This window comes from Candidatus Chlamydia corallus (genome assembly GCF_002817655.1).
Lineage (GTDB): Bacteria > Chlamydiota > Chlamydiia > Chlamydiales > Chlamydiaceae > Chlamydia > Chlamydia corallus.
Window position 1 is genome coordinate 247,966 of record NZ_NWQK01000001.1, and the last position, 21,408, is coordinate 269,373.

The window sequence follows — 21,408 nt, forward strand, 5'->3', positions numbered from 1 at the left end:
ACTTCTCAGTATAGCTTCGGCACGATTTTGCAAATCTTAAGCATTGCGACAATACAGAAAAAAAAATCAATAAATATACAGTAGAAAAGGCTATCGATTCTTTGTTATAAAACAAAGATTTTTATTTTTTCTTACAACCCGAGGTTTTTCCTTGCGGATCAAAGGAAGGGTAATAAAATGCAAGATACATACCATAGACAAGCACAAAGTAGTCAGAAAAAAAATCATACCTCGATGGATAAAGGTCGCTATATACACGCAATTGAATCCAATAGAGCGTAAGAAATAAAGAAGCATCCAAAATAGTTCTAGAAATCTAAGAAAAGACCGCCTAAACAACGAAAATTTTTTTGTTGTTACAGGAGAAATTTTTCTTATCTGCTGAACAGGCTTAACTGAATTCGAGTGTTGGATCAAGTTCGGAGTCATAAAAAATCACAAGCTATTTGCTAGAAAGAAGAAAAAATGCAATGCATCTTCTTAAAAAGCCAGAACAAAAAACATCCGAAAATTTTGATTTTAAATCAATAACCTAGAACAACATGAAGACATAAAGCAACGTCCTTTGTTACATCAAGAATAGGATTCAACAGCGGGACTCGGCTGCGGCCAAGCAAGCATGTTTGCTACAGCAGGAAGTAAATTATGCGAATCAAAATCTTCTATAAACAAAGGCAAACGAAGCTCGGGGTGAGCAATGAAATTTTTGTAGGCAAGAATCGCTTTAATTCCAATAGGATTTGTTGTGGTATACACCAACCGACAAGTCTCCTCCCATAAAGAACGGTACTCTTTTTTTGCAGGATTAACCACATAATCTTGGGTTTCTTTAGGCCAGGCATTTGATAAGACAGAGATTAAACCGCAGGCTCCAGATGCCGCCATCTCAGTCCAAAGCACATCATCTCCACAATAGAGTTGGACATGGGGAACACTGTTCTTATAACGCTGGAACTCTTCTACAGAGCCTCCAGAATCTTTGATTCCCAAAAACTGTGGATGATGAGCTAAGGCTATTACGGTATCTATATACAAAGGAGTCGATGCACGAGCTGGGATATTATAGAGAATCGTGGGATGTTTTGCTGCATTGAGTAAAGCCTCAAACCACAAGATTTGTCCGCGTAGTCCAGGCTTCGTATAGATTGGAGTTGTCATTAGGAATCCAGAGACAGGCAGGTCATTACAAAAATGAATCCAATCCAAGACTTCGTTTACAAGAGTTCCTGAGACACCAACAAAAATAGGAACTTTGAGCTTCAAATCACAAGCAAAGCAAACAATTTCTTGTTTTTCCTTTTTTGTTAGCGAAAGACCCTCTCCAGTGCTTCCTAAAAGAACAATTCCATTACCCACAGCATCTTGAAGATACAAAAGGCGTTCTAAGCTGGAAAAATCTATAGTGAAATCAGGGAAAAAAGGTGTAACAATTGCTGTAAGTAAATGCATAATTTTCTACGAAGCTACTATGATTTTTTGTTTTACATAATCATTATGTAATTCTTCTATAATGCCTTCTGCAAGTTCTGAGGAAACAACAAAACTTAATGCCATCGAACTTTGCCAAAAACAAAATACAGGCCCGCGAAAACCTCTTAATTTCTCGGTAATTGTCGAGACAACTTTTGGAGAAGAAAGACTATCTCCGATCATTGTAATCAATGCAACACTATGATGCAAACGTGTTACACTAGATATCGATAAAACATCTACAAGATGCTCTTGAACCTCTTGGGAAATTCTATCATCATCCATGACAAATCCAACAACATTGTTTTGTGCTATCATTAATTCAGGATCTATCCCATGGGATTCTAAAACTCTCAAAATCTCTTCTAATCCTCCACACCCTAGGACATTATAGTCTACAGAACAGAAGCTTTGGTGTTGACTTAAGGATAAAGCTTTTATCCTTGGCTCACAACTCACAGACTTATCGACAGCATATACCCATGTTCCTCCTTTTTCAGGGTCAAATGTTGATGTAACAAAAATAGGAATCCCAGCACGCATACAGGGAAAGAGCATGGGAGGATAAAGGACTTTAGCTCCAAAACTGGCTAAATTCTGCATCTCTTCGAAACTGAGCTCAGGAATCCGCTCTGCATCGGAAATAACCTTAGGATCCATGGTATAGATTCCATTGACATCAGTATAAATACGCACCTCAGTAGCTTTCGCAAGTTCTGCTATCAAAGCTGCAGAATAATCACTACCCCCTCGCCCAAGAAGAACCGTCTCGCCCAAATGGTTAGATCCAATAAATCCCTGAATAATATAAGAAGGCTGATTCAGTTCGAGCTGATCCCATTGTGCTCTCATAAGATCTAGGTTTGGAGAGGCTCGTCTGTAACTATCGTTTGTTAGGATGACACTACGTGCCTCTAGAAATCTTAAATCCAATCCACGAACGCTACAAACAACACGAATAAGAGAAGCTGAAATATCTTCTCCTAAAGATAAAATACTAGCGAAATCTAGATCTGAGATTTCAAAATGTTGTAAATACGGAAAAAGTCGTGAAGTCCATTTTGAAACGGGGAAAGGAATCGCAAGATTCTGTACAATCTGCTCATGTTTTTCCTCAATTTTCCTTAATACTTCCTGTCGTTGCTCTAAAGAAGAAGAACAGAAGTCTACTAGCAGATCAGTAACACCTGCTATCGCACTCACAACGACAAAAGAGGGCTTGTCCTTGCAAATGATATCACAAACCAAATGGATGTTTTGAGCAGTTGCTAAGCTAGTACCACCAAATTTATAAACTATCTTAGACACAGTTCCCTCTTAAGATAGTTAGAAAAATAATTCTGCATACTTGCAAGCAAAGTCCCTGCAGCACCTCGAACTAGATTATGTATTAAAACGTTCATTTTTATGGTACGAAGATCCCCGCCATAGGTAATCGGCCCTATGTGCACTCTCATATCCTCATGGGAAAGGTGCTTCCGAGCCTGAGGGTACCAAGGATTATCATAGAGTTGATAGGTATTTGGAAATTCTTTGTTTTTTTCTTGGTAACAGTGAACGATTTCTTCAAGATCTACATCTTGAGAAAATGTAACGTGTAGAGAAAGCGTATGACCATAGGCTACGGGAACCCGATGTACCGTAACAGAGAGCTTAAAAGATAAAGGCTCCTTGGAATCCCCTAAAATCTTCAAAGTTTCTCTAAGAATTTTTTCTTCTTCTCCAACAATATGAGGAACAGTGTTCGCAAGAAGATCTAAGGAGGGGACTCCTGGATATCCTGCACCACTTGCCGATTGTAGGGTGACAATGTGTACATGATCTATGGAAAATTTTCTTAAGGGAGCTAGAGCCAAAGCAATGCCAGAAACACAACAATTAGGGCTTGTGATTATTTTCCCACGATAAGGTTGCTCTTCTAAAAGTCGAAAATGATCTGAGTTAATTTCAGGAATGATAATAGGAACTGAAGAATGCATACGGTATGTTGAGGCATTAGAAAAGACAATTTTTCCTTGAGACAGGCAATACGCCTCCATAGACTCAGCACTAGCGGGCAAAAAAGAAACTATTACATCAGATTTTACTTCCTCAATTTTGCTTATAGGCAAAGTACGGATTACCTGAGGCATAGGACCGATTGGCTCTTGCCAAATACAAGCAGCTGCATAAGGTTGCCCATATTTACTATCCGACGCTACAACTTCAGCAATCACCCAATCATGATACCACTTATGAAGCAAAGCTACGAATTTCTGGCCGACAAGTCCAGTAACGCCTAGAACAGCGATTCGCATTCCTTTCTTTTCTCCGGCTCAATGTTATTTACGTCAGATTGGAATGCATGATAACCATATCTTCTAGTTTTTAAAGGCACCCGATGATTCATTCTGAATTGCCTTTAAGAAACCCCTAACTTAAACGATAGTCCTATCGATGCTAAAAATCAAAACAGTCCTCGCTTAAAATTTTGTACACCAAATTGTGTAATTGCGGCACCTTACATTCCTAATCTGAGGATCAGGATTTTACGACGCAAAAGATCTTTGTATCTGTATTTTAATGATCCGCTGTCTTTTTAAGCAAGCAATGTTCATTTCGTAAGATTAGCTCTAAAGCATCCTCAGGACTATACAAGCCAGGCTGAGGGCTAAATGTCCTTAGCCAATCTAAAATAGATAAGATTCCCTGACCAAAGACATCTCGAGAAAATATTGTATGGCGGACCAAAATCTGTTCTCCACAACTTATAAAGGCTACCTCGTGTTCTCCAGGGATATCTCCAACTCGTGAAGAGTGTATCTCGATAGTCTTTTTAGAGGGATCTACATTTCCTGCCTCATAGTCCTCTCCCCAATGCTCTTGTTTTACTTGCTTTATGGTATCAAGTAAATCTTGAGCCGTTCCTGATAAAGCGTCCTTCTTATATCTATGATGCGTCTCTCTAATTCGGATATCAAAATTTGCATTGCATAATTGCGATAATACTATAACAAGTCGCTTGTGCATATAAGCTCCTAGACTTGCATTTGGGCAAAGAACTACAGGAACTATTTGAGTAAGCTGATTGAGTCTCTCATAAGCTTCTGTATCCTTTCCAGGAAACCCTGTAGTTCCGATAATGAGTGGTTTAGGAGAGAGCAACAGCTCAGCAACTACTGCTTTAGTTACTACTGGACTTGAAAAATCAACAAGAACATCGTTATCTGCAATAACTTGAGAAAGAGTGAGTGAACTCTTGCGAAAAAACCCTGGACCCAAAGTATATTCAGAAGATTCCTGTAAAGCAGAGACAATCCTTTTTCCTGTTCTTCCAGAACACCCAATCACTCCAACGCGCATACTCGACCCCATGTTCATATTGCCAAATCATTCTACAAAAGAAAAATAAAGTCGCAAGCTTTAGCTCGACACAAATCCAACTCTGTTTTAAAATTTTCTAAAAATTTACTCCTTTCCGTTATTTTATCTTTTGTCTTCTTCGACAAAAAATAAAAGGGAGGTTTCTCAATCTATATGGCTGTCTTAAGCGTTCTGTTTTTTAATCAGAATTTGTGGTATCGGTTACTTTCCTCACGGTTTTCTTTATGGAAAAGCTATTGTCCAGCATGTTTTTTTGATTACCTGGAATCTTTCGGTCTTCTTTCTGATTCCTTAGACCATCAAGGGATAGCCAAATTCTTAAAATTACAAACAAACTTTTCCTATTATTCCGTCTCAGGATTTGTAGCTCCCCATCAGTACTTATCTCTATTGCAGGACCGTTGCTTTCCCATTGCCACTGCAATGCGAACTTTCGATCAAGATAATTTTTCCTTAATTCCTGATCTGATTCACGACCTTTTAGGGCACGTCCCCTGGCTTCTGCATCCCTCGTTTTCTGAATTTTTCCTCAATATGGGAAAAATTTTCAATAAAGTGGTAGAAAGAGTGCGGGCACTTCCTACCAAAGAGCAACGCATCCAAACCTTACAAAGCAATCTCATGGCTATTGTACGCTGTTTTTGGTTTACTGTTGAGAGTGGACTTATTGAAAATCAAGAAGGGAGAAAAGCGTATGGAGCTGTCCTCATAAGCTCTCCTCAAGAACTTAGACACGCTTTTACTAATCACGTACGAGTTCTTCCTTTAAAACTGAATCAGATTACTTATCTCCCCTTTGATACATCCATTCCACAAAAGACTTTATTTTCAATAAGACATTTTGATGAACTTGTAGAACTAACCTCACAGTTAGAATGGATGCTCGATCAAGGTCAGTTAGAATCAATTCCCCTATACAATCAAGAGAAATATCTCACTGGTTTTGAGGTTCTTTGCCAATGAACACATCCTATAGAAAAACATTAATGTTTTCCTACTTATCTTTAACTTTTGCTTTGCTTCTTGTTCTGTCTAATCTTGTTCTTTCATCCAAGCTCATTCCCACAGGTTTTTTTAGCTTCACCATTCCAGGAGGACTCATTCTTTATCCCCTGACCTTTCTGATCTCGGATATTGTTAATGAGCTCTTTGGCCCTAAAAAAGCACGCGTTATGGTTTTTTCGGCTTTTATTGCTAATCTCTTAGCCTCTTCGATTGTACAAATTTTTATGTTCTTCCCAGTAGTTTCTCCCGAGATACAGACTGCCTGGCATTGCTTGTTTGATTTAAGTCCTCTCCGTTTTTTAGCTTCGCTACTTGCTTTTATCATTTCACAACAGCTAGATATCGTGCTTTACAGTTTTTTAAAAAATCGAACTTCAAGTTCTCTATGGCTACGCAGCAATGGGTCTACATGGATTTCACAGATTCCAGACACTTTCATTGTCGACACATGTATTCTATATTTCGGCATGAGACTTCCCTTCTCTCAAACTCTAAATATTATGTTCTACTCTTACATTTATAAAATTATTTTTTGTGTTTTCACGACACCTCTCTTTTATCTTGCTGTAAATAAAATTCGAAAATTTTTAGGGATCACCTCTCAGCAAATTGCAAATACAGCTCATTTGATAAATCACCTCTAGAAAATAATACGAAAATAAAAAATAGTTCGTGTTTATTTGTAATTTTAAAACAGCGTAACTGCATTAAAAAATACGGTTTCTCTTATTTTTCTTAAAAATCTTTTCAAAGAATACGATGAAAAATGGGAACCAAAAATTGGTTCTTATTGACTTTGACTGAATTCCATGTAAATATCTTAAGCTCGGTCGTTCAATTTATTATCTTAAGGCAAACAACATGAGTGAAAAAACTCTACCTTGGTCATTAGAAGAGATACGTCAGATTTATCAGACTCCCATATTCGAGCTTATCCATAAAGCTAATGCCGTATTACGTAGTAATTTCCCTCATTCCGAGGTACAGACCTGCTATCTGATTTCGATTAAAACTGGTGGATGCGTTGAAGATTGTGCCTATTGTGCACAGTCTTCTCGCTACCAGACTCATGTAAAACCAGAACCTATGATGAAAATTGTAGACGTATTGGATAGAGCAAAACGCGCTATAGAATTGGGAGCAACTCGTATTTGTCTTGGGGCCGCCTGGCGCAATGTAAAGGACAACCACCAGTTTGATAGAGTCCTTGCTATGGTGAAAAGTATTACCGATCTCGGAGCTGAAGTTTGTTGCACTTTGGGCATGCTCTCCGAAGAGCAAGCTAAAAAACTCTATGATGTAGGACTTTATGCCTATAATCATAATCTAGACTCTTCACCAGAATTCTATGAGACCATCATCACAACACGTTCTTATGAAGATCGTCTCAATACTCTTGACATAGTAAATAAATCTGGAATCAGTACGTGCTGCGGCGGTATTGTGGGGATGGGAGAATCTGAAGAAGACCGTATCAAACTCCTTCACGTTCTAGCAACAAGAGATCATATCCCCGAATCTGTGCCTATAAATTTACTTTGGCCAATTGACGGTACGCTTTTAGAAGACCAACCTCCTATTTCTTTCTGGGAATTATTGAGAACCATAGCAACAGCACGGACTGTATTTCCAAAATCAATGGTACGACTTGCTGCAGGACGGGCCTTTCTCACAATAGAACAACAAACCTTATGTTTTTTATGCGGTGCAAACTCGATATTCTATGGAGATAAGCTTCTGACTGTAAAAAATAATGATACAAATGAAGATGCTGCAATGATCAAACTCTTAGGCCTACTCCCCCGCCCCGCATTTTCGATAGAAAGAGGTAATCCATGTCATGCCAACAATTCCTAATCGAGGCTTTGGCAGAATGCAAGTCCAAACATACCCACCGCTCATTGACCCTGAATTCTCATCTCATCGATTTCACTTCTAACGATTATCTCGGGTTTGCATCTTCTCCAGAATTAAGGAAAGAATACGGTACAAAGCTTCGTGAGATTGAATTCCTGGGGGCCACGGGGTCTCGGCTCCTCACAGGACACTCTCGACTCTGTCAGCGTATAGAAGAACAGATAGCTGCTTATCATGGCTTTGAAAGCTGTTTGATCTTTAATACAGGCTACACAGCAAACTTGGGGTTGCTCTATGCTCTTGCAACCTATCAAGATCGTATTCTCCATGACCTCTATATCCATGCCTCTATTTACGACGGCACCCGATTAAGCAAAGCCCAAAGCTTTCCATTTAACCATAATGATCTTCATCACTTAGAAAAACGTTTGGCAATCCCCCATCCAGGAAGAACCTTTGTCTGCGTAGAATCCGTATATTCGCTTCATGGTTCCGTAGCTCCTCTAAAAGCTATCAGCGAACTTTGTGAAAAATATTCAGCCTACCTTATTGTTGATGAAGCCCACGCTATAGGGGTTTTTGGAGAACAAGGCGAAGGCCTTGTCTCAGCATTAGGTCTGCAAGATAAAGTCCTAGCCACAGTCTATACTTTTGGGAAAGCTCTAGGCACTCATGGAGCTGCTGTTGCAGGAAGCTCTATACTTAAAGACTACCTAATTAATTTCTGTAGACCCTTTATATATACAACAGCCCAACCCCCACATGCCCTCACAGCTATAGAACTCGCCTATGAGCATAACAAACGTGCTTCTAATCAACGCAACCATCTTGCTGAGCTCATTCATCATTTTCGCTCAGGAGCTCAAAAACTGGGAATTCAGCTAATGAAAGACAATGAAACCACACCCATACAATCTATTTGTGTTTCAGGAAGCAACCTTGCTCGACTAACAGCATTACAAATACAAAAATCGGGTTATGATGTTCGCCCGATTGTAAGCCCAACAGTAAAACAAAAGGAAGAACTTCTACGTATCTGCCTTCACGCCTTCAATACAAAAAATGAGACCGATCTCTTTTTACATACTTTGGAACAAATTTTTTTATGCAACATATCATCATTGTAGGAATAGACACTGACGTGGGGAAAACTATTGTTAGTTCTATCCTTGCTACTGCACTTAAAGCAGAATACTGGAAACCTATACAAGCAGGAAATCTAGAAACTTCTGATAGCAATGTTGTTCATCAGCTATCAGGAGCATATTCTCATCCCGAAACCTATCGACTTCGTATGCCATTATCTCCGCATAAAGCAGCACAACTCGATAATGTGGTTATCGAAGAAACGGATATTCGTATACCAAAAACTACGTCAACCCTCATTATTGAAACCGCAGGAGGATTTTTATCCCCCTGCACATCAAACAGACTTCAAGGAGATGTTTTTTCTTCTTGGCCTTGCTCTTGGATTTTGGTGAGCAAAGCATATCTCGGAAGTATTAATCACACCTGTTTAACAGTAGAAGCTATGCGTTCACGTAATCTCAATATCTTAGGCATCGTGTTAAACGGATATCCCGAAGATGAAGAGCACTGGCTAACCCAAGCAATACAACTGCCCCTACTTGGTACTCTTGCCAAGGAAAAAGAAATCACAAAAACAACAATAAATCGCTATGCAAAACAATGGAAGGATGTATGGAGAAGAAATCAACAAGAAATCAAGGCTCTATCTGGCACCCCTTTACTCAATCTGCATTAGATCCTGATCCGATAAAGATTGTAAGAGGAGAGGGTGCTTACCTTTATGCAGAATCGGGAGAGAGATATCTCGATGCAGTATCTTCGTGGTGGTGCAATCTCCACGGACACTGCCATCCCTATATCACAGAAAAATTATGTGAGCAAGCACACAAGTTGGAGCATGCGATTTTTGCAAATTTCACCCATACACCAGCTCAAGAACTAGTATCAAAACTAGCCCCTCTGCTTCCTGAAGGTCTAGAACACTTCTTTTTCTCTGACAACGGAGCATCGTCCATCGAAATAGCAATAAAAATTGCTATGCAATATTACTATAATCAAAATAAGTCTAAGACTCATTTTGTAGGATTCAGCAACGCCTACCACGGAGATACATTTGGAGCTATGTCGGTAGCTGGTCCGACCCCTACAACAGTTCCCTTCCATGATCTTTTTTTCCCTTCTACCATAATTTCAGCTCCCTACTATGGGAAAGAAGAGCTTGCAATTGCTCAAGCAAAAAAAGCCTTTGCTCAGGAAAATATCGCAGGATTTATCTATGAGCCCCTATTGCAAGGTACTGGTGGGATGCTAATTTATAATCCCGAAGGGTTACAGGAAATTCTCAAACTTGCTAAGCATTACGGCATCATCTGTATTGCAGATGAAATTCTAACTGGCTTTGGCCGTACGGGGCCACTTTTCGCTTCCGAATTTATGGATGTTACTCCCGATATCTTCTGCATTTCTAAAGGTCTTACAGGAGGGTATCTTCCTCTTGCCTTGACAGTCACTACTGAAGAAATTCATAGCGCCTTTGTCTCTCAAGATCGGATGAAGGCAATGCTTCATGGCCATACCTTTACAGGGAATCCTTTAGGCTGTAGTGCTGCTCTTGCTTCTTTGGAGCTGACCCTATCTCCAGAATGCCTGGAACAAAGGCAAATGATAGAGCGTTGTCATCGGGAGTTTCAAAAAGCTCATGGCTCCCTATGGCAACGGTGTGATGTTCTTGGCACTCTACTCGCTCTAGATTACCCCACTGAAGCTACGGGCTACTTTTCAAAACACAGAGACCAGCTCAATCGCTTTTTCTTAGAACGTGAAATCCTTCTTCGTCCTCTAGGGAACACTCTGTATGTGTTTCCCCCCTATTGCATTCAAGAAGAAGATCTTCGCAGTATTTATTCTTACCTACAGGACGCACTATGTCTACAACCACAGTAAAACATTTTATCCCAACAGCCTCTCGTTGGAAGCCCGTTCTCAGAGAGATCGTGGCTTCTGACGATTGGCATGCCCAATGGATAAATACCCTTTCCTTTTTAGAAAACAGTGGAGCGAAAAAAATCTCCGCAAGTGAACATCCTACAGAGGTGAAAGAAAAAGTTTTAAAACATGCCTCCGAAGAGTTTCGTCATGCTCACTACCTAAAAACCCAGATTCCTAAAATCTCTAGGACTCCCCTTCCTGACTATTCATCTAAAAACCTTCTGGGAGGCTTACTTACAAAATACTATCTCCAACTTCTAGACTTAAAAACATGCCGGGTACTGAAAAATCAATACTATCTATCGGGGCAAACTTTAAAAACTTCGGCTTATATTTTAGTCACCTATGCAATAGAACTTCGTGCTTCGGAACTCTATCTCCTTTATCACAACATTCTGAAAAATGCTCGAAGTAAAATCACTATAAAATCTATCATTTTAGAGGAACAAGGCCATCTCCAAGAAATGGAACGCGAACTTAAAGATCTTCCCCACGGGGATGAGCTCTTAGGTTATGCCTGCCAATTTGAAGGTAAACTCTGCTTGCAGTTTGTAGAGAAATTAGAAAACATGATTTTTGGTTCACCTCTAACTTTTGCAAATTCATAAAGTTTTTCTTAGACGACAAATAACAAGTCAGGCAAAGTGTCTGCAAAAAAAGAAATAAGTTTGCTGCACGATGCTTACTTATAAAGTTTCACCTTCTTCTGTGTATGGGGGTGCTGTCATTCCTTCCTCAAAATCTCATACTCTAAGAGCCATTTTATGGGCTTCAGTTGCCGAGGGAAAATCTGTAATTTATAATTATTTAGATTCTCCCGACACCGCGGCTATGATTTATGCCTGCAGGCAAATGGGGGCTTCCATAAAGAAACTTCCTGAAGCTTTAGAAATTGTTGGCAATCCTTTAGCAAAATTTCCAAAACATACTTTAATAGACGCAGGAAGTTCTGGTATCATCCTCCGTTTTATGACCGCTCTTGCCTCTGTCTTCTCAGAAGAAGTGACGATCACAGGGTCTTTGCAGTTGCAACGACGTCCTATGACCCCCTTAATTCAAGCATTGACAAACTTTGGAGCTTCTTTTCAGTTCTCCTCAGAAAAAAGCACCTTACCCTTCACTCTATCAGGGCCTCTACGTTCTGCTTACAGCCATGTTGACGGTAGTGACTCACAATTTGCCTCAGCGCTAGCAATCGCATGTTCCCTAGGGGAAGGCCCCTCTTCCTTTACCGTTATTGACCCTAAAGAACGGCCGTGGTTTGATCTTAGTCTCTGGTGGCTAGAAAAACTCAACCTCCCCTATTCCTGCTCTGATACTACCTATTCTTTTCCAGGAAGCTCGCGTCCTCAATGCTTTTCCTATCACGTCACTGGCGATTTTAGTAGCGCAGCCTTCATTGCCGCAGCCGCTCTACTTTCAAAAACACCCGACCCTATACGTCTCCTTAACTTAGATATCCTAGATGTCCAAGGAGACAAAATATTCTTTTCTCTAATGCAAGGCTTAGGAGCCTCTATAGAATACGATAACGAAGAAATCATAGTGTTCCCTTCGTCATTCTCTGGAGGTTCTATAGATATGGACGCCTGTATCGATGCTCTTCCTATTCTTACAGTCCTTTGTTGTTTTGCAAATTCACCTTCGCACCTTTACAATGCACAAAGTGCTAAAGACAAAGAAAGCGATCGGATTCTTGCAATCACCGAAGAGCTACAAAAAATGGGAGCCTGCATACAGCCGACTCATGATGGTTTACTGATCAATCCCTGTCCTCTCTACGGTGCTGTTTTGGACTCTCACAATGATCATAGAATTGCAATGGCATTAACGATAGCAGCTCTATATGCTTCTGGAGATAGTTGCATTCATAACACCGCATGCGTTAGGAAAACATTTCCTAACTTTGTTCAAATTCTAAATATAATGAAAACCCGAATTGAGGAACGCTATGAGAATTATTCTGTGTGGTCTACCCACAAGCGGAAAATCTTCGCTGGGGAAAGCTTTAGCTAAATTTCTACAGCTCCGCTTTTATGATCTTGACGATTTAGTTTTAAGCAACTATGGCGGTGAACTATACTCCACATCCACAGAGATCTATAACGCTTACGGAGATCTGGGGTTCAGTGAATGTGAAGCTCACGTTCTTGAATCTTTACCTTTAGAAGATTGCGTGATCTCTCTTGGTGGAGGCACTCTAATGTATGAACATTCGTGCCAAGTGATTAAAAATAGAGGAACTCTTGTATTTCTCTCTTTAGAACTGCCTTTAGTTTATAAAAGACTCGAGGAACGTGGGTTACCAGAACGACTAAAAGAAGCTACGAAAAGAAAACCTCTAAGCGAGATTTTAACTGAACGTGTAGACCGAATGAAAGAAATAGCTGATTATATTTTTCCCGTAGATCATGTAGACTATTCTTCAGAAAGTGCCTTAGAACAGGCCTGTCGCGATCTCATTACCTTGTTAAAGTCATGAAAAATAGTTTTGGCTCCTTGTTTTCTTTCACAACATGGGGAGAATCCCACGGCCCTGCAATCGGGGTCGTGATTGATGGTTGTCCCGCGGGACTTGAGCTCGAGGAATCAGACTTTATTCCTGCAATGACACGCCGACGTCCAGGAAATCCAGGAACTTCACCCCGAAAAGAAAACGATATCGTACATATCCTGTCGGGAGTTTACAAAGGAAAGACCACAGGCACACCTGTATCACTACAAATCTTCAATACCGACATAGATAGCACTCCTTATGAGAACAATGACGAGCTCTATCGTCCTGGCCACTCTCAATATAGCTATGAAAAGAAATTCGGAATTGTAGATTCTAACGGAGGAGGTCGATCCTCTGCTCGGGAAACAGCGTGCCGCGTCGCTGCTGGTGTAGTTGCAGAAAAATTCCTTGCCGATCAAAACATCTTTACTTTAGCCTACCTATCCTCGTTAGAATCTTTAAACCTTCCTCACTACCTAAAGCTATCTCCACAGCTCGCCAATGAGATTCGCTCCTCTCCATTCTATTCTCCTTTATCTAAAGAGAAAATCCAAGAGATCCTAACTTCGCTGCAAGATGATTCCGATTCGCTAGGGGGTATAATTTCTTTTATAACCTCTCCAATACACCACTTTCTAGGAGAACCCCTATTTGGAAAAATGCAAGCGCTATTGGCAAGTGCTTTGATGAGCATCCCTGCTGCTAAAGGATTTGAAATAGGAAAAGGGTTCGCCTCTTCTAACATGAGAGGTTCGCAATATACAGATCCTTTCATCATGGAAGGAGAAAACATTACCTTGAAGTCTAACAACTGTGGAGGCACACTAGGAGGCATAACTGTAGGAGTGCCTATAGAAGGACGCGTGGCATTTAAACCTGCGTCTTCAATAAAACAACCGTATGCTACAGTGACAAAAACTAAAAAGGCAACTACCTATATCACACCTCAAACAGGACGTCACGATCCTTGTGTAGCCATACGTGCTGTTCCTGTCGTTGAAGCTATGATTAACCTTGTTCTTGCAGATCTTGTATTATACCAACGATGCTCCAAACTATGATGTCAGAGACAATAATCACGATTCCCCATACAGCGAAATTAGTATCGAATTTCTTCCAAAAGAAGTTGTTCTCTTCTATATCCACTGCATATCCCTTAGTCATCATTACAGATGTATCAGTACAACAGCACCTCCTTTCTCCTATTTTAGATCATATTAAAACCTTAGGATACCAAGTCATTGTTTTAACCTTTCCTCCTGGAGAGCCTAACAAGACCTGGGAAACATTTATCTCTCTACAATATCAGCTTGTAGATCAAAATATCTCCCCAAAATCTTCAATTATGGGGATTGGAGGCGGTACTGTTTTAGATATGACGGGATTCTTAGCTGCTACGTATTGTCGGGGACTACCTCTCTATCTGATTCCAACCACAATCACCGCGATGATAGACGCGAGTATCGGTGGGAAAAATGGAATTAACTTACGAGGAATCAAAAATCGACTGGGAACATTCTATTTACCAAAGGAAGTATGGATGTGTCCTGAGTTCCTCTCTACACTACCAAGAGAGGAATGGCATCACGGCATTGCAGAAGCAATAAAACACGGGTTTATTGCTGATGCTTACCTCTGGGAATTTCTAAATAGCCATAGTAAAATGCTGTTTTCCTCATCCCAAATCCTTAACGAATTCATCAAAAGGAACTGCCAAATTAAAGCTGCTATTGTTGCTGAAGATCCCTATGATCGAAATTTGAGAAAAATCCTAAACTTCGGGCACTCCATAGCTCATGCTATAGAAACCCTTACTAAAGGAACTATAAATCACGGACAGGCTGTGAGTGTTGGCATGATGATAGAAACTAAAATATCTCTTGCTGAAGGAATTATGCAAAACCCTCAACTCATAGACCAACTCGAAAGACTCCTTAAACGATTTGAGCTGCCTTCAACCTTGAAAGATTTACAATCTATCATTCCAGAACACCTCCATGATAACTTGTATAGCCCTGAAAATATCATCTATACTCTAGGATATGATAAAAAAAATCTGTCCCAGCATGAGTTAAAAATGATCATGATAGAACATCTAGGTCGTGCTGCTCCGTTTAATGGTACCTACTGCGCATCTCCAAACATGGAGATTCTCTATGATGTACTATGGAGCGAGTGTCATGCTGTGCGCAACAATTAGCGGTCCCTCGTTTGCTGAGGCAAAAAAGCAAATTCTAAATTCTCTACATCTTGTAGATATTATAGAGCTACGACTAGATCTCATGGAGGAGCTTCATGATCGTGAACTGAATATCCTCATTGCCACAGCAAAAGATCCCATCCTAACCTTTAGAAAACACAAAGAGATGTCAACAGCCCTGTGGATCCAAAAAATATATTCCCTTGCAAGATTTTCTCCTAAGTGGATAGATGTCGATCTGAGTCTCCCTAAGGCTGCCCTTCAAACAATCCGCACGAGCAATCCTAAAGTGAAGCTCATCCTTTCCTACCATACAGACAAAAACGAAGACCTCGATACAATCTATAATGAGATGCTCTTAAATCCCGCCGAGATATACAAAATTGTAATGTCTCCAGTGAACTCTAGCGAAGCTCTGAATTACATAAAAAAGGCACGTCTGTTTTCGAAGAAATCTACAGTGCTTTGTACGGGCCCCCATGGGCTACCCTCTAGAGTGCTTTCTCCTCTTATTCGCAATGCAATGAATTACGCTGCTGGAATCGATGCTCCTAAAGCAGCCCCTGGACAACCTAAACTTGAAGAACTGCTCTCCTATAATTACTCGAAACTATCTGAAAAATTAAACATTTACGGACTCATCGGAGATCCAGTAAGTCGTAGCATCAGTGATGTCACTCATAATTTCTTATTTTCTAAACTTTCTCTCAATGCGACATATATCAAACTCCCTGTTACTATAGGCGAAATCGATGCCTTTTTCTCTGCGATCCGAGATCTTCCTTTCTCAGGACTTAGCGTCACCATGCCACTAAAAACCTCTATCTTCCACCATGTCGATGATCTCGATAACTCCGCAAAACTTTGTGAATCTATAAATACTCTTGTGTTCCAGAACCAGAGAATTATAGGTTACAACACAGACGGAGAAGGGGTGGCCCGACTCTTAAAACGAAAGAATATCACAGTCGACAAAAAACAAATTGCTGTTGTGGGTGCTGGAGGTGCTGCCAAGGCAATCGCTTCCATACTAGGTATGCAAGGTTCTGATATCCATATCTTCAATAGAACTCTTTCTTCAGCAGAAACTTTGGCTACTTTTTGTAAAGGGCAAGCCCACACACTAGACTCCTTAGCAAACTTCAAAACGATAGACATCGTCATCAACTGTCTCCCACCTGAAGCGACTTTCCCATGGATATTCCCTCCTATCGTTATGGATATCAATACCAAACCTTATCCCTCTCCCTTCCTTAAACTCGCTGAAAAAAATGGTTCATTCGTTATCCATGGCTATGAGATGTTCATAGAGCAAGCTCTGCTACAATTCACTCTTTGGTTCCCTGAGATCTTAACCCCAGAAATTTGTGATTCTTTCCGAAACTACGTAAAAAACTTCATAGCAAAAGTATAAAAAATACTTGTCTTACTCTATCCTAATTCAAAAGATTTTAAGGTAAGTTATGAAAACCTGGTTGTTTTTCACTCTCTTATTTTTTTGCTCTTCATTTTATGCCTCTTGTCGTTATGCCGAGGTAAAATCTATTCATGAAGTCGCTGGGGATATCCTCTATGACGAAGAAAACTTCTGGCTGATCTTCGACCTCGATGATACGATTCTTCAAGGAGGAGAGGCGCTATCTCATTCTATATGGAAAAACAAAGCTATCGAAGGCTTGCAGAAACAAGACGTTTCAGAACAAGAAGCCTGGGAAGCTGTTGTCCCTTTTTGGCTTAAAGTCCAAGAAATGGGAACAGTACAGCCCATAGAATCTGCAATTTTTCTACTCATTGAGAAAGTCCAAAAGCAAGGAAAGGCAACCTTTGTCTACACAGAACGTCCTAAAAAAGCTAAAGATCTTACGCTAAAACAACTGAATATTCTCAACGTCAGCCTAGAAACTACAGCTCCGCAACCTCAAGCTCCGCTACCCAAGAATCTTCTCTACACATCAGGAATTCTTTTTACTGGAGAATACCGCAAAGGACCAGGACTCGATTTCTTCTTAGAAACATGTAACCCACTACCAACTAAGATTATCTATATTGATAACCAGAAAGAAAATATTCTGCGCATAGGTGATTTGTGCCAAAAATACGGAATTGCCTATTTCGGAATCACTTATAAAGCTCAAGAATTTCTACCTCCTATCTACTTTGATAACATTGCACAAGTACAATATAACTACTCTAGAAAATTACTCAGCAACGAAGCTGCTGCTCTTCTTCTCCGCCACCAAATGCACGAGTAATCCTTCTCAAACACAGCTACCCTCAATCCTTGCTTTTCGGGTTCTTTCTCCTTACCCCTCAATAAAAACAAGCAACTCAGGCTGATTCTTAGCGATTGCGAAGATCTATTCGATATTACAGATTCTAACTGAGGAAAATTTTTGCTACATAAAAACAATTCTTTTTTTTAGAGTCAAAAAAAAACATATTGCCTTCTTCTACGGGGAATTCATGATATCCTTTCGTTTTCTTTTACTTTCTGGACTCTGCGCGCTTGGAATTTCCTCCTATGCTGAAATTCCTAAAGAAAAGACCGACCCCTACCATCGTTATAAAACAAGAATTCAAAAAAAACACTGGGAGCCTACAAACGAAACGATCTCTCCTGAAACTCCTCATCACAAAAGCCTTCTCTCTCCTATTACCAATATTTTTTGTTCTCATCCTTGGAAAGATGGCATTTCCGTATCCAACCTATTTACATCTATAGAAAAAGCTACAAATGCTCAGATATCCTTGGACTTCAGTATTCTTCCGCAATGGTTTTATCCTCGGCAAGCCCTTGGACAGACGCAACCCCAAGAGATCCCCTCATGGCAGTTTTACTTCAGTCCTAGCATCGCGTGGACTCTTTATAACTCTCCAACAGCAGGTCAAGGAACTTTAGACTTTAGCTATACATTGATCCGTTATTGGCAAACTAACGGTGCTGACGCCAACCAAGCCGTGGGGCTCGCTGGCGGTATCAATGATTACTTTAATAGAGAAAATAACCTAGCACAACTTACATTCTCTCAAACTTTCCCTGGAAACTTCTTGACCCTAGCTATAGGACAATACAGCCTCTACGCTATAGACGGCACACTATACGACAATGACCAATACTCTGGGTTTATTAGCTACGCTTTATCGCAAAACGCTAGTGCCACCTACTCTTTGGGAAGTGCGGGCGCTTACCTGCAGTTGACTCCAAATTCTGAAATTAATATTCAAGTAGGCTTTCAAGATGCCTATAATATTGATGGAACCAACTTTTCTATTTATAATCTGACAAAAAATAAATACAACTTTTACGGCTATGCCTCTTGGTCTCCGAAGCCCTCTTGTGGAAGTGGGCACTACTCTGTTTTGCTCTACAGTACGCGCAAAGTTCCTGAGCAAAATTCTCAAGTCACGGGATGGTCCCTAAACGCCGCACAACATATTCATAAGAAACTCTATCTATTCGGAAGAATCAATGGAGCTACGGGAACGGCGTTCTCGATAAATCGTTCGTATGTTTTAGGTCTTGTCGCTGAAAATCCTTTCAACCGACGCTCGCAAGATCTTTTGGGTGTAGGATTCGCTACAAATAAAGTAAATCCTAAAGCCATTTCTAATTTAAATAAACTTCAACGCTACGAGTCTGTGATGGAAGCTTTTGCCACTATTAGCTTTGGGCCCTATATATCTCTAACTCCAGATTTTCAAATCTATATCCACCCAGCGTTACGCCCAGAGAGGAGAACCTCTCAAGTGTATGGTCTGCGTGCAAATCTTTCCTTATAACAACACTACTACCAATATTATTTAGGAGTAACTTATGGCTTACGGAACTCGTTATCCCACGTTAGCATTCCATACAGGAGGCGTTGGTGAATCTGATGACGGCATGCCCCCTCAACCATTTGAAACTTTTTGTTACGATTCTGCTCTTCTACAAGCAAAAATCGAAAATTTTAATATCGTTCCTTATACATCAGTACTTCCTAAGGAGCTCTTTGGGAATATTGTGCCTGTAGATACATGTGTGAAATCTTTCAAACACGGGGCTGTTCTTGAAGTTATCATGGCTGGTCGTGGCGCTGCTCTTGGTACAGAAAACCACGCGATTGCTACAGGAATCGGCATATGCTGGGGTAAAGATAAAAACGGTGAGCTTATCGGCGGATGGGCAGCAGAATACGTTGAATTCTTTCCTACATGGATAAATGACGAGATTGCGGAAACTCATGCCAAAATGTGGTTGAAAAAATCTCTACAACATGAACTGGACCTACGTTCTGTAGCAAAACATAGCGAATTCCAATACTTCCATAACTACATCAACATCAAACAAAAATTCGGTTTCTGCTTAACTGCCTTAGGATTCCTAAACTTCGAAAATGCTGAACCAGTAAAGGTAAACTAAGGAGACTTTAATGACCTCAAGGACTAAATCCGCAAAAAATTTAGGGACCATAGCCCTTGCGGGTATGGTAGTCAGCTCCATGATTGGGGGAGGGATTTTTAGCCTCCCCCAAAACATGGCAGCAACTGCAGGAGCTGGTGCCGTTATCCTATCTTGGATACTTACTGGCTTTGGTATGTTCTTTATTGCAAATACCTTCAGGATCCTATCTACAATACGCCCAGACCTTACGGAAGGAATCTATATGTACAGTAGAGAGGGTTTTGGGCCCTATATAGGATTCACTATCGGCTGGGGATATTGGTTATGCCAAATCTTTGGTAATGTGGGATATGCCGTAATTACGATGGATGCTCTAAACTACTTCTTTCCCCCCTATTTCCAAGGAGGAAATACCCTACCTGCAATTTTAGGAGGTTCTATTCTTATTTGGGTGTTCAACTTCATAGTCCTTAAAGGGATCCGTCAAGCTTCAGTAATCAACGTTATCGGAACTATATTTAAAATCATCCCCTTAATCGTTTTCATTATCCTTACTGCATTCTTCTTCAAGCTCTCCGTCTTTAAAACAGATTTTTGGGGACACACAGTAACAAAAGCCCAACCTACCTTAGGATCAGTAAGCTCGCAACTTAAAGGGACCATGTTAGTCACCCTATGGGCATTCATAGGAATCGAAGGTGCGGTCGTTATGTCGGGACGAGCGAAAAACCCTTTATCTGTAGGGAAAGCCACAGTCTTGGGATTCTTAGGTTGCCTTACAATCTACATCCTACTTTCTTTACTTCCTTTCGGATCACTCTTCCAACATCAACTAGAAAAAATCCCCAACCCCTCTACAGCTGGAGTCCTTGACATCCTTGTAGGAAAATGGGGAGAAGTGCTCATGAACGTCGGGCTAATCGTTGCTGTTTTATCTAGTTGGTTGTCATGGACCATGATCGTTGCAGAAATCCCTTTCTCAGCAGCTAAAAACGGCACGTTCCCTGAGATCTTCACTATAGAAAATAAAGAGAAATCTCCAAGCGTCTCACTATACATTACTAGCTCTGTGATGCAGCTAGCCATGCTCCTTGTTTACTTCTCTTCGAATGCTTGGAATACGATGCTTAGTATCACGGGAGTTATGGTTCTCCCTGCCTATCTAGCAAGTGCCGCCTTTCTCTTTAAACTTAGTAAAAGTAAAACATATCCTAAAAAAGCGTCTATTAAAGCCTCTTTGGCCAGGGTAACAGGTATCCTTGGAGTCATTTATTCTCTATGGCTTATCTATGCAGGAGGTCTAAAATATCTCTTCATGGCACTAGTTCTTCTAGCTCTTGGCATCCCCTTCTATATAGATGCAGGGAAAAAGAAAAAAAATGCCAAGACATTCTTTGCTAAAAAAGAAATCTTGGAAATGACTTTAATCGGTCTTCTTGCCTTAACAGCTATCTTCTTATTCTCCACGGGAAGAATTAAACTTTAATTTTCTCCCCACGGCTTATGCCGTGGGGTTTTCTTAATTCACCTCTCTATTATATAAAAAATTTAACCCGAATGATAAGGTTTTCATCTTCTTCTCTATCTCGCAACTCAAGAGATTCCTCTCTGTTC

Annotated in this window: 19 protein-coding genes and 1 pseudogene; 16 read left to right on the plus strand and 4 right to left on the minus strand. The window is 40.4% G+C overall.

What is annotated here, in order from left to right; genetic code table 11:
• Nucleotides 1-573: 573 nt before the first annotated feature.
• From dapA to dapB, 4 genes are all read right to left on the minus strand, one after another.
• Complete coding sequence (dapA, locus tag CMV32_RS01070) at nt 574-1,449, minus strand: 4-hydroxy-tetrahydrodipicolinate synthase (protein ID WP_100934095.1); 876 nt, start codon at nt 1,447-1,449, stop codon at nt 574-576.
• 6 nt (nt 1,450-1,455) lie between these two features.
• Nucleotides 1,456-2,778: an aspartate kinase gene (locus CMV32_RS01075; protein WP_100934096.1), complete on the minus strand. Its 1,323-nt coding sequence runs from the start codon at nt 2,776-2,778 to the stop codon at nt 1,456-1,458.
• Nucleotides 2,766-3,767 (minus strand): aspartate-semialdehyde dehydrogenase, encoded by a 1,002-nt coding sequence (gene asd, locus CMV32_RS01080; protein ID WP_100934097.1) that lies wholly within the window; start codon nt 3,765-3,767, stop codon nt 2,766-2,768. The genes CMV32_RS01075 and asd overlap by 13 nt, the downstream gene beginning before the upstream one ends.
• 262 nt (nt 3,768-4,029) lie before the next feature.
• Nucleotides 4,030-4,824, minus strand: a complete 795-nt coding sequence (gene dapB / locus CMV32_RS01085) for a 4-hydroxy-tetrahydrodipicolinate reductase (RefSeq protein ID WP_100934341.1) — start codon at nt 4,822-4,824, stop codon at nt 4,030-4,032.
• Here dapB and CMV32_RS01090 point away from each other — a divergent pair.
• The 16 genes and pseudogenes from CMV32_RS01090 to aaxC all read left to right on the plus strand — a co-directional run bounded on the left by CMV32_RS01090 (nt 4,722) and on the right by aaxC (nt 21,280).
• A pseudogene (locus CMV32_RS01090) lies at nt 4,722-5,796 on the plus strand (aromatic amino acid hydroxylase). The gene dapB and the pseudogene CMV32_RS01090 overlap by 103 nt on opposite strands.
• Nucleotides 5,793-6,482, plus strand: a complete 690-nt coding sequence (locus CMV32_RS01095; RefSeq protein ID WP_100934099.1) for a queuosine precursor transporter — start codon at nt 5,793-5,795, stop codon at nt 6,480-6,482. The pseudogene CMV32_RS01090 and the gene CMV32_RS01095 overlap by 4 nt, the downstream one beginning before the upstream one ends.
• Before the next feature lie 217 nt (nt 6,483-6,699).
• Nucleotides 6,700-7,695, plus strand: coding sequence for a biotin synthase BioB (gene bioB, locus CMV32_RS01100; RefSeq protein WP_100934100.1), 996 nt, complete (start codon nt 6,700-6,702; stop codon nt 7,693-7,695).
• Nucleotides 7,674-8,822, plus strand: coding sequence for an aminotransferase class I/II-fold pyridoxal phosphate-dependent enzyme (locus CMV32_RS01105; protein WP_100934101.1), 1,149 nt, complete (start codon nt 7,674-7,676; stop codon nt 8,820-8,822). Before bioB ends, CMV32_RS01105 begins: the two co-directional genes overlap by 22 nt.
• Nucleotides 8,801-9,460: a dethiobiotin synthase gene (bioD, locus tag CMV32_RS01110; RefSeq protein WP_100934102.1), complete on the plus strand. Its 660-nt coding sequence runs from the start codon at nt 8,801-8,803 to the stop codon at nt 9,458-9,460. The genes CMV32_RS01105 and bioD overlap by 22 nt, the downstream gene beginning before the upstream one ends.
• Nucleotides 9,397-10,668, plus strand: a complete 1,272-nt coding sequence (bioA, locus tag CMV32_RS01115; RefSeq protein WP_100934103.1) for an adenosylmethionine--8-amino-7-oxononanoate transaminase — start codon at nt 9,397-9,399, stop codon at nt 10,666-10,668. Before bioD ends, bioA begins: the two co-directional genes overlap by 64 nt.
• Nucleotides 10,650-11,321: a hypothetical protein gene (locus CMV32_RS01120; protein WP_100934104.1), complete on the plus strand. Its 672-nt coding sequence runs from the start codon at nt 10,650-10,652 to the stop codon at nt 11,319-11,321. The genes bioA and CMV32_RS01120 overlap by 19 nt, the downstream gene beginning before the upstream one ends.
• A gap of 70 nt (nt 11,322-11,391) precedes the next feature.
• Nucleotides 11,392-12,729 carry a 3-phosphoshikimate 1-carboxyvinyltransferase gene (gene aroA, locus CMV32_RS01125; protein ID WP_100934105.1) on the plus strand — a complete coding sequence of 446 codons (1,338 nt, stop codon included), beginning with the start codon at nt 11,392-11,394 and terminating at the stop codon, nt 12,727-12,729.
• Nucleotides 12,665-13,195 (plus strand): shikimate kinase, encoded by a 531-nt coding sequence (locus CMV32_RS01130; RefSeq protein WP_100934106.1) that lies wholly within the window; start codon nt 12,665-12,667, stop codon nt 13,193-13,195. Before aroA ends, CMV32_RS01130 begins: the two co-directional genes overlap by 65 nt.
• On the plus strand, nt 13,192-14,271 hold the full coding sequence (gene aroC, locus CMV32_RS01135) for a chorismate synthase (RefSeq protein ID WP_100934107.1): 1,080 nt from the start codon (nt 13,192-13,194) through the stop codon (nt 14,269-14,271). The genes CMV32_RS01130 and aroC overlap by 4 nt, the downstream gene beginning before the upstream one ends.
• A complete protein-coding gene (gene aroB / locus CMV32_RS01140) occupies nt 14,256-15,410 on the plus strand; it encodes a 3-dehydroquinate synthase (protein ID WP_100934108.1) in 1,155 nt (384 codons plus the stop codon). Before aroC ends, aroB begins: the two co-directional genes overlap by 16 nt.
• The gene (locus CMV32_RS01145; protein ID WP_100934109.1) at nt 15,391-16,824 is read left to right on the plus strand and encodes a bifunctional 3-dehydroquinate dehydratase/shikimate dehydrogenase; all 1,434 of its coding nucleotides are present in this window, start codon (nt 15,391-15,393) and stop codon (nt 16,822-16,824) included. Before aroB ends, CMV32_RS01145 begins: the two co-directional genes overlap by 20 nt.
• Before the next feature lie 49 nt (nt 16,825-16,873).
• A complete protein-coding gene (locus tag CMV32_RS01150) occupies nt 16,874-17,662 on the plus strand; it encodes a DUF2608 domain-containing protein (RefSeq protein WP_100934110.1) in 789 nt (262 codons plus the stop codon).
• Between the two features lie 211 nt (nt 17,663-17,873).
• Nucleotides 17,874-19,190, plus strand: coding sequence for a porin AaxA (gene aaxA, locus CMV32_RS01155; RefSeq protein ID WP_100934111.1), 1,317 nt, complete (start codon nt 17,874-17,876; stop codon nt 19,188-19,190).
• 34 nt (nt 19,191-19,224) lie between these two features.
• Nucleotides 19,225-19,812, plus strand: coding sequence for a pyruvoyl-dependent arginine decarboxylase AaxB (gene aaxB, locus CMV32_RS01160; RefSeq protein WP_100934112.1), 588 nt, complete (start codon nt 19,225-19,227; stop codon nt 19,810-19,812).
• A 10-nt stretch (nt 19,813-19,822) separates the two neighbouring features.
• Nucleotides 19,823-21,280 (plus strand): arginine/agmatine antiporter AaxC, encoded by a 1,458-nt coding sequence (gene aaxC, locus CMV32_RS01165; protein WP_100934113.1) that lies wholly within the window; start codon nt 19,823-19,825, stop codon nt 21,278-21,280.
• Nucleotides 21,281-21,408: the final 128 nt, after the last annotated feature.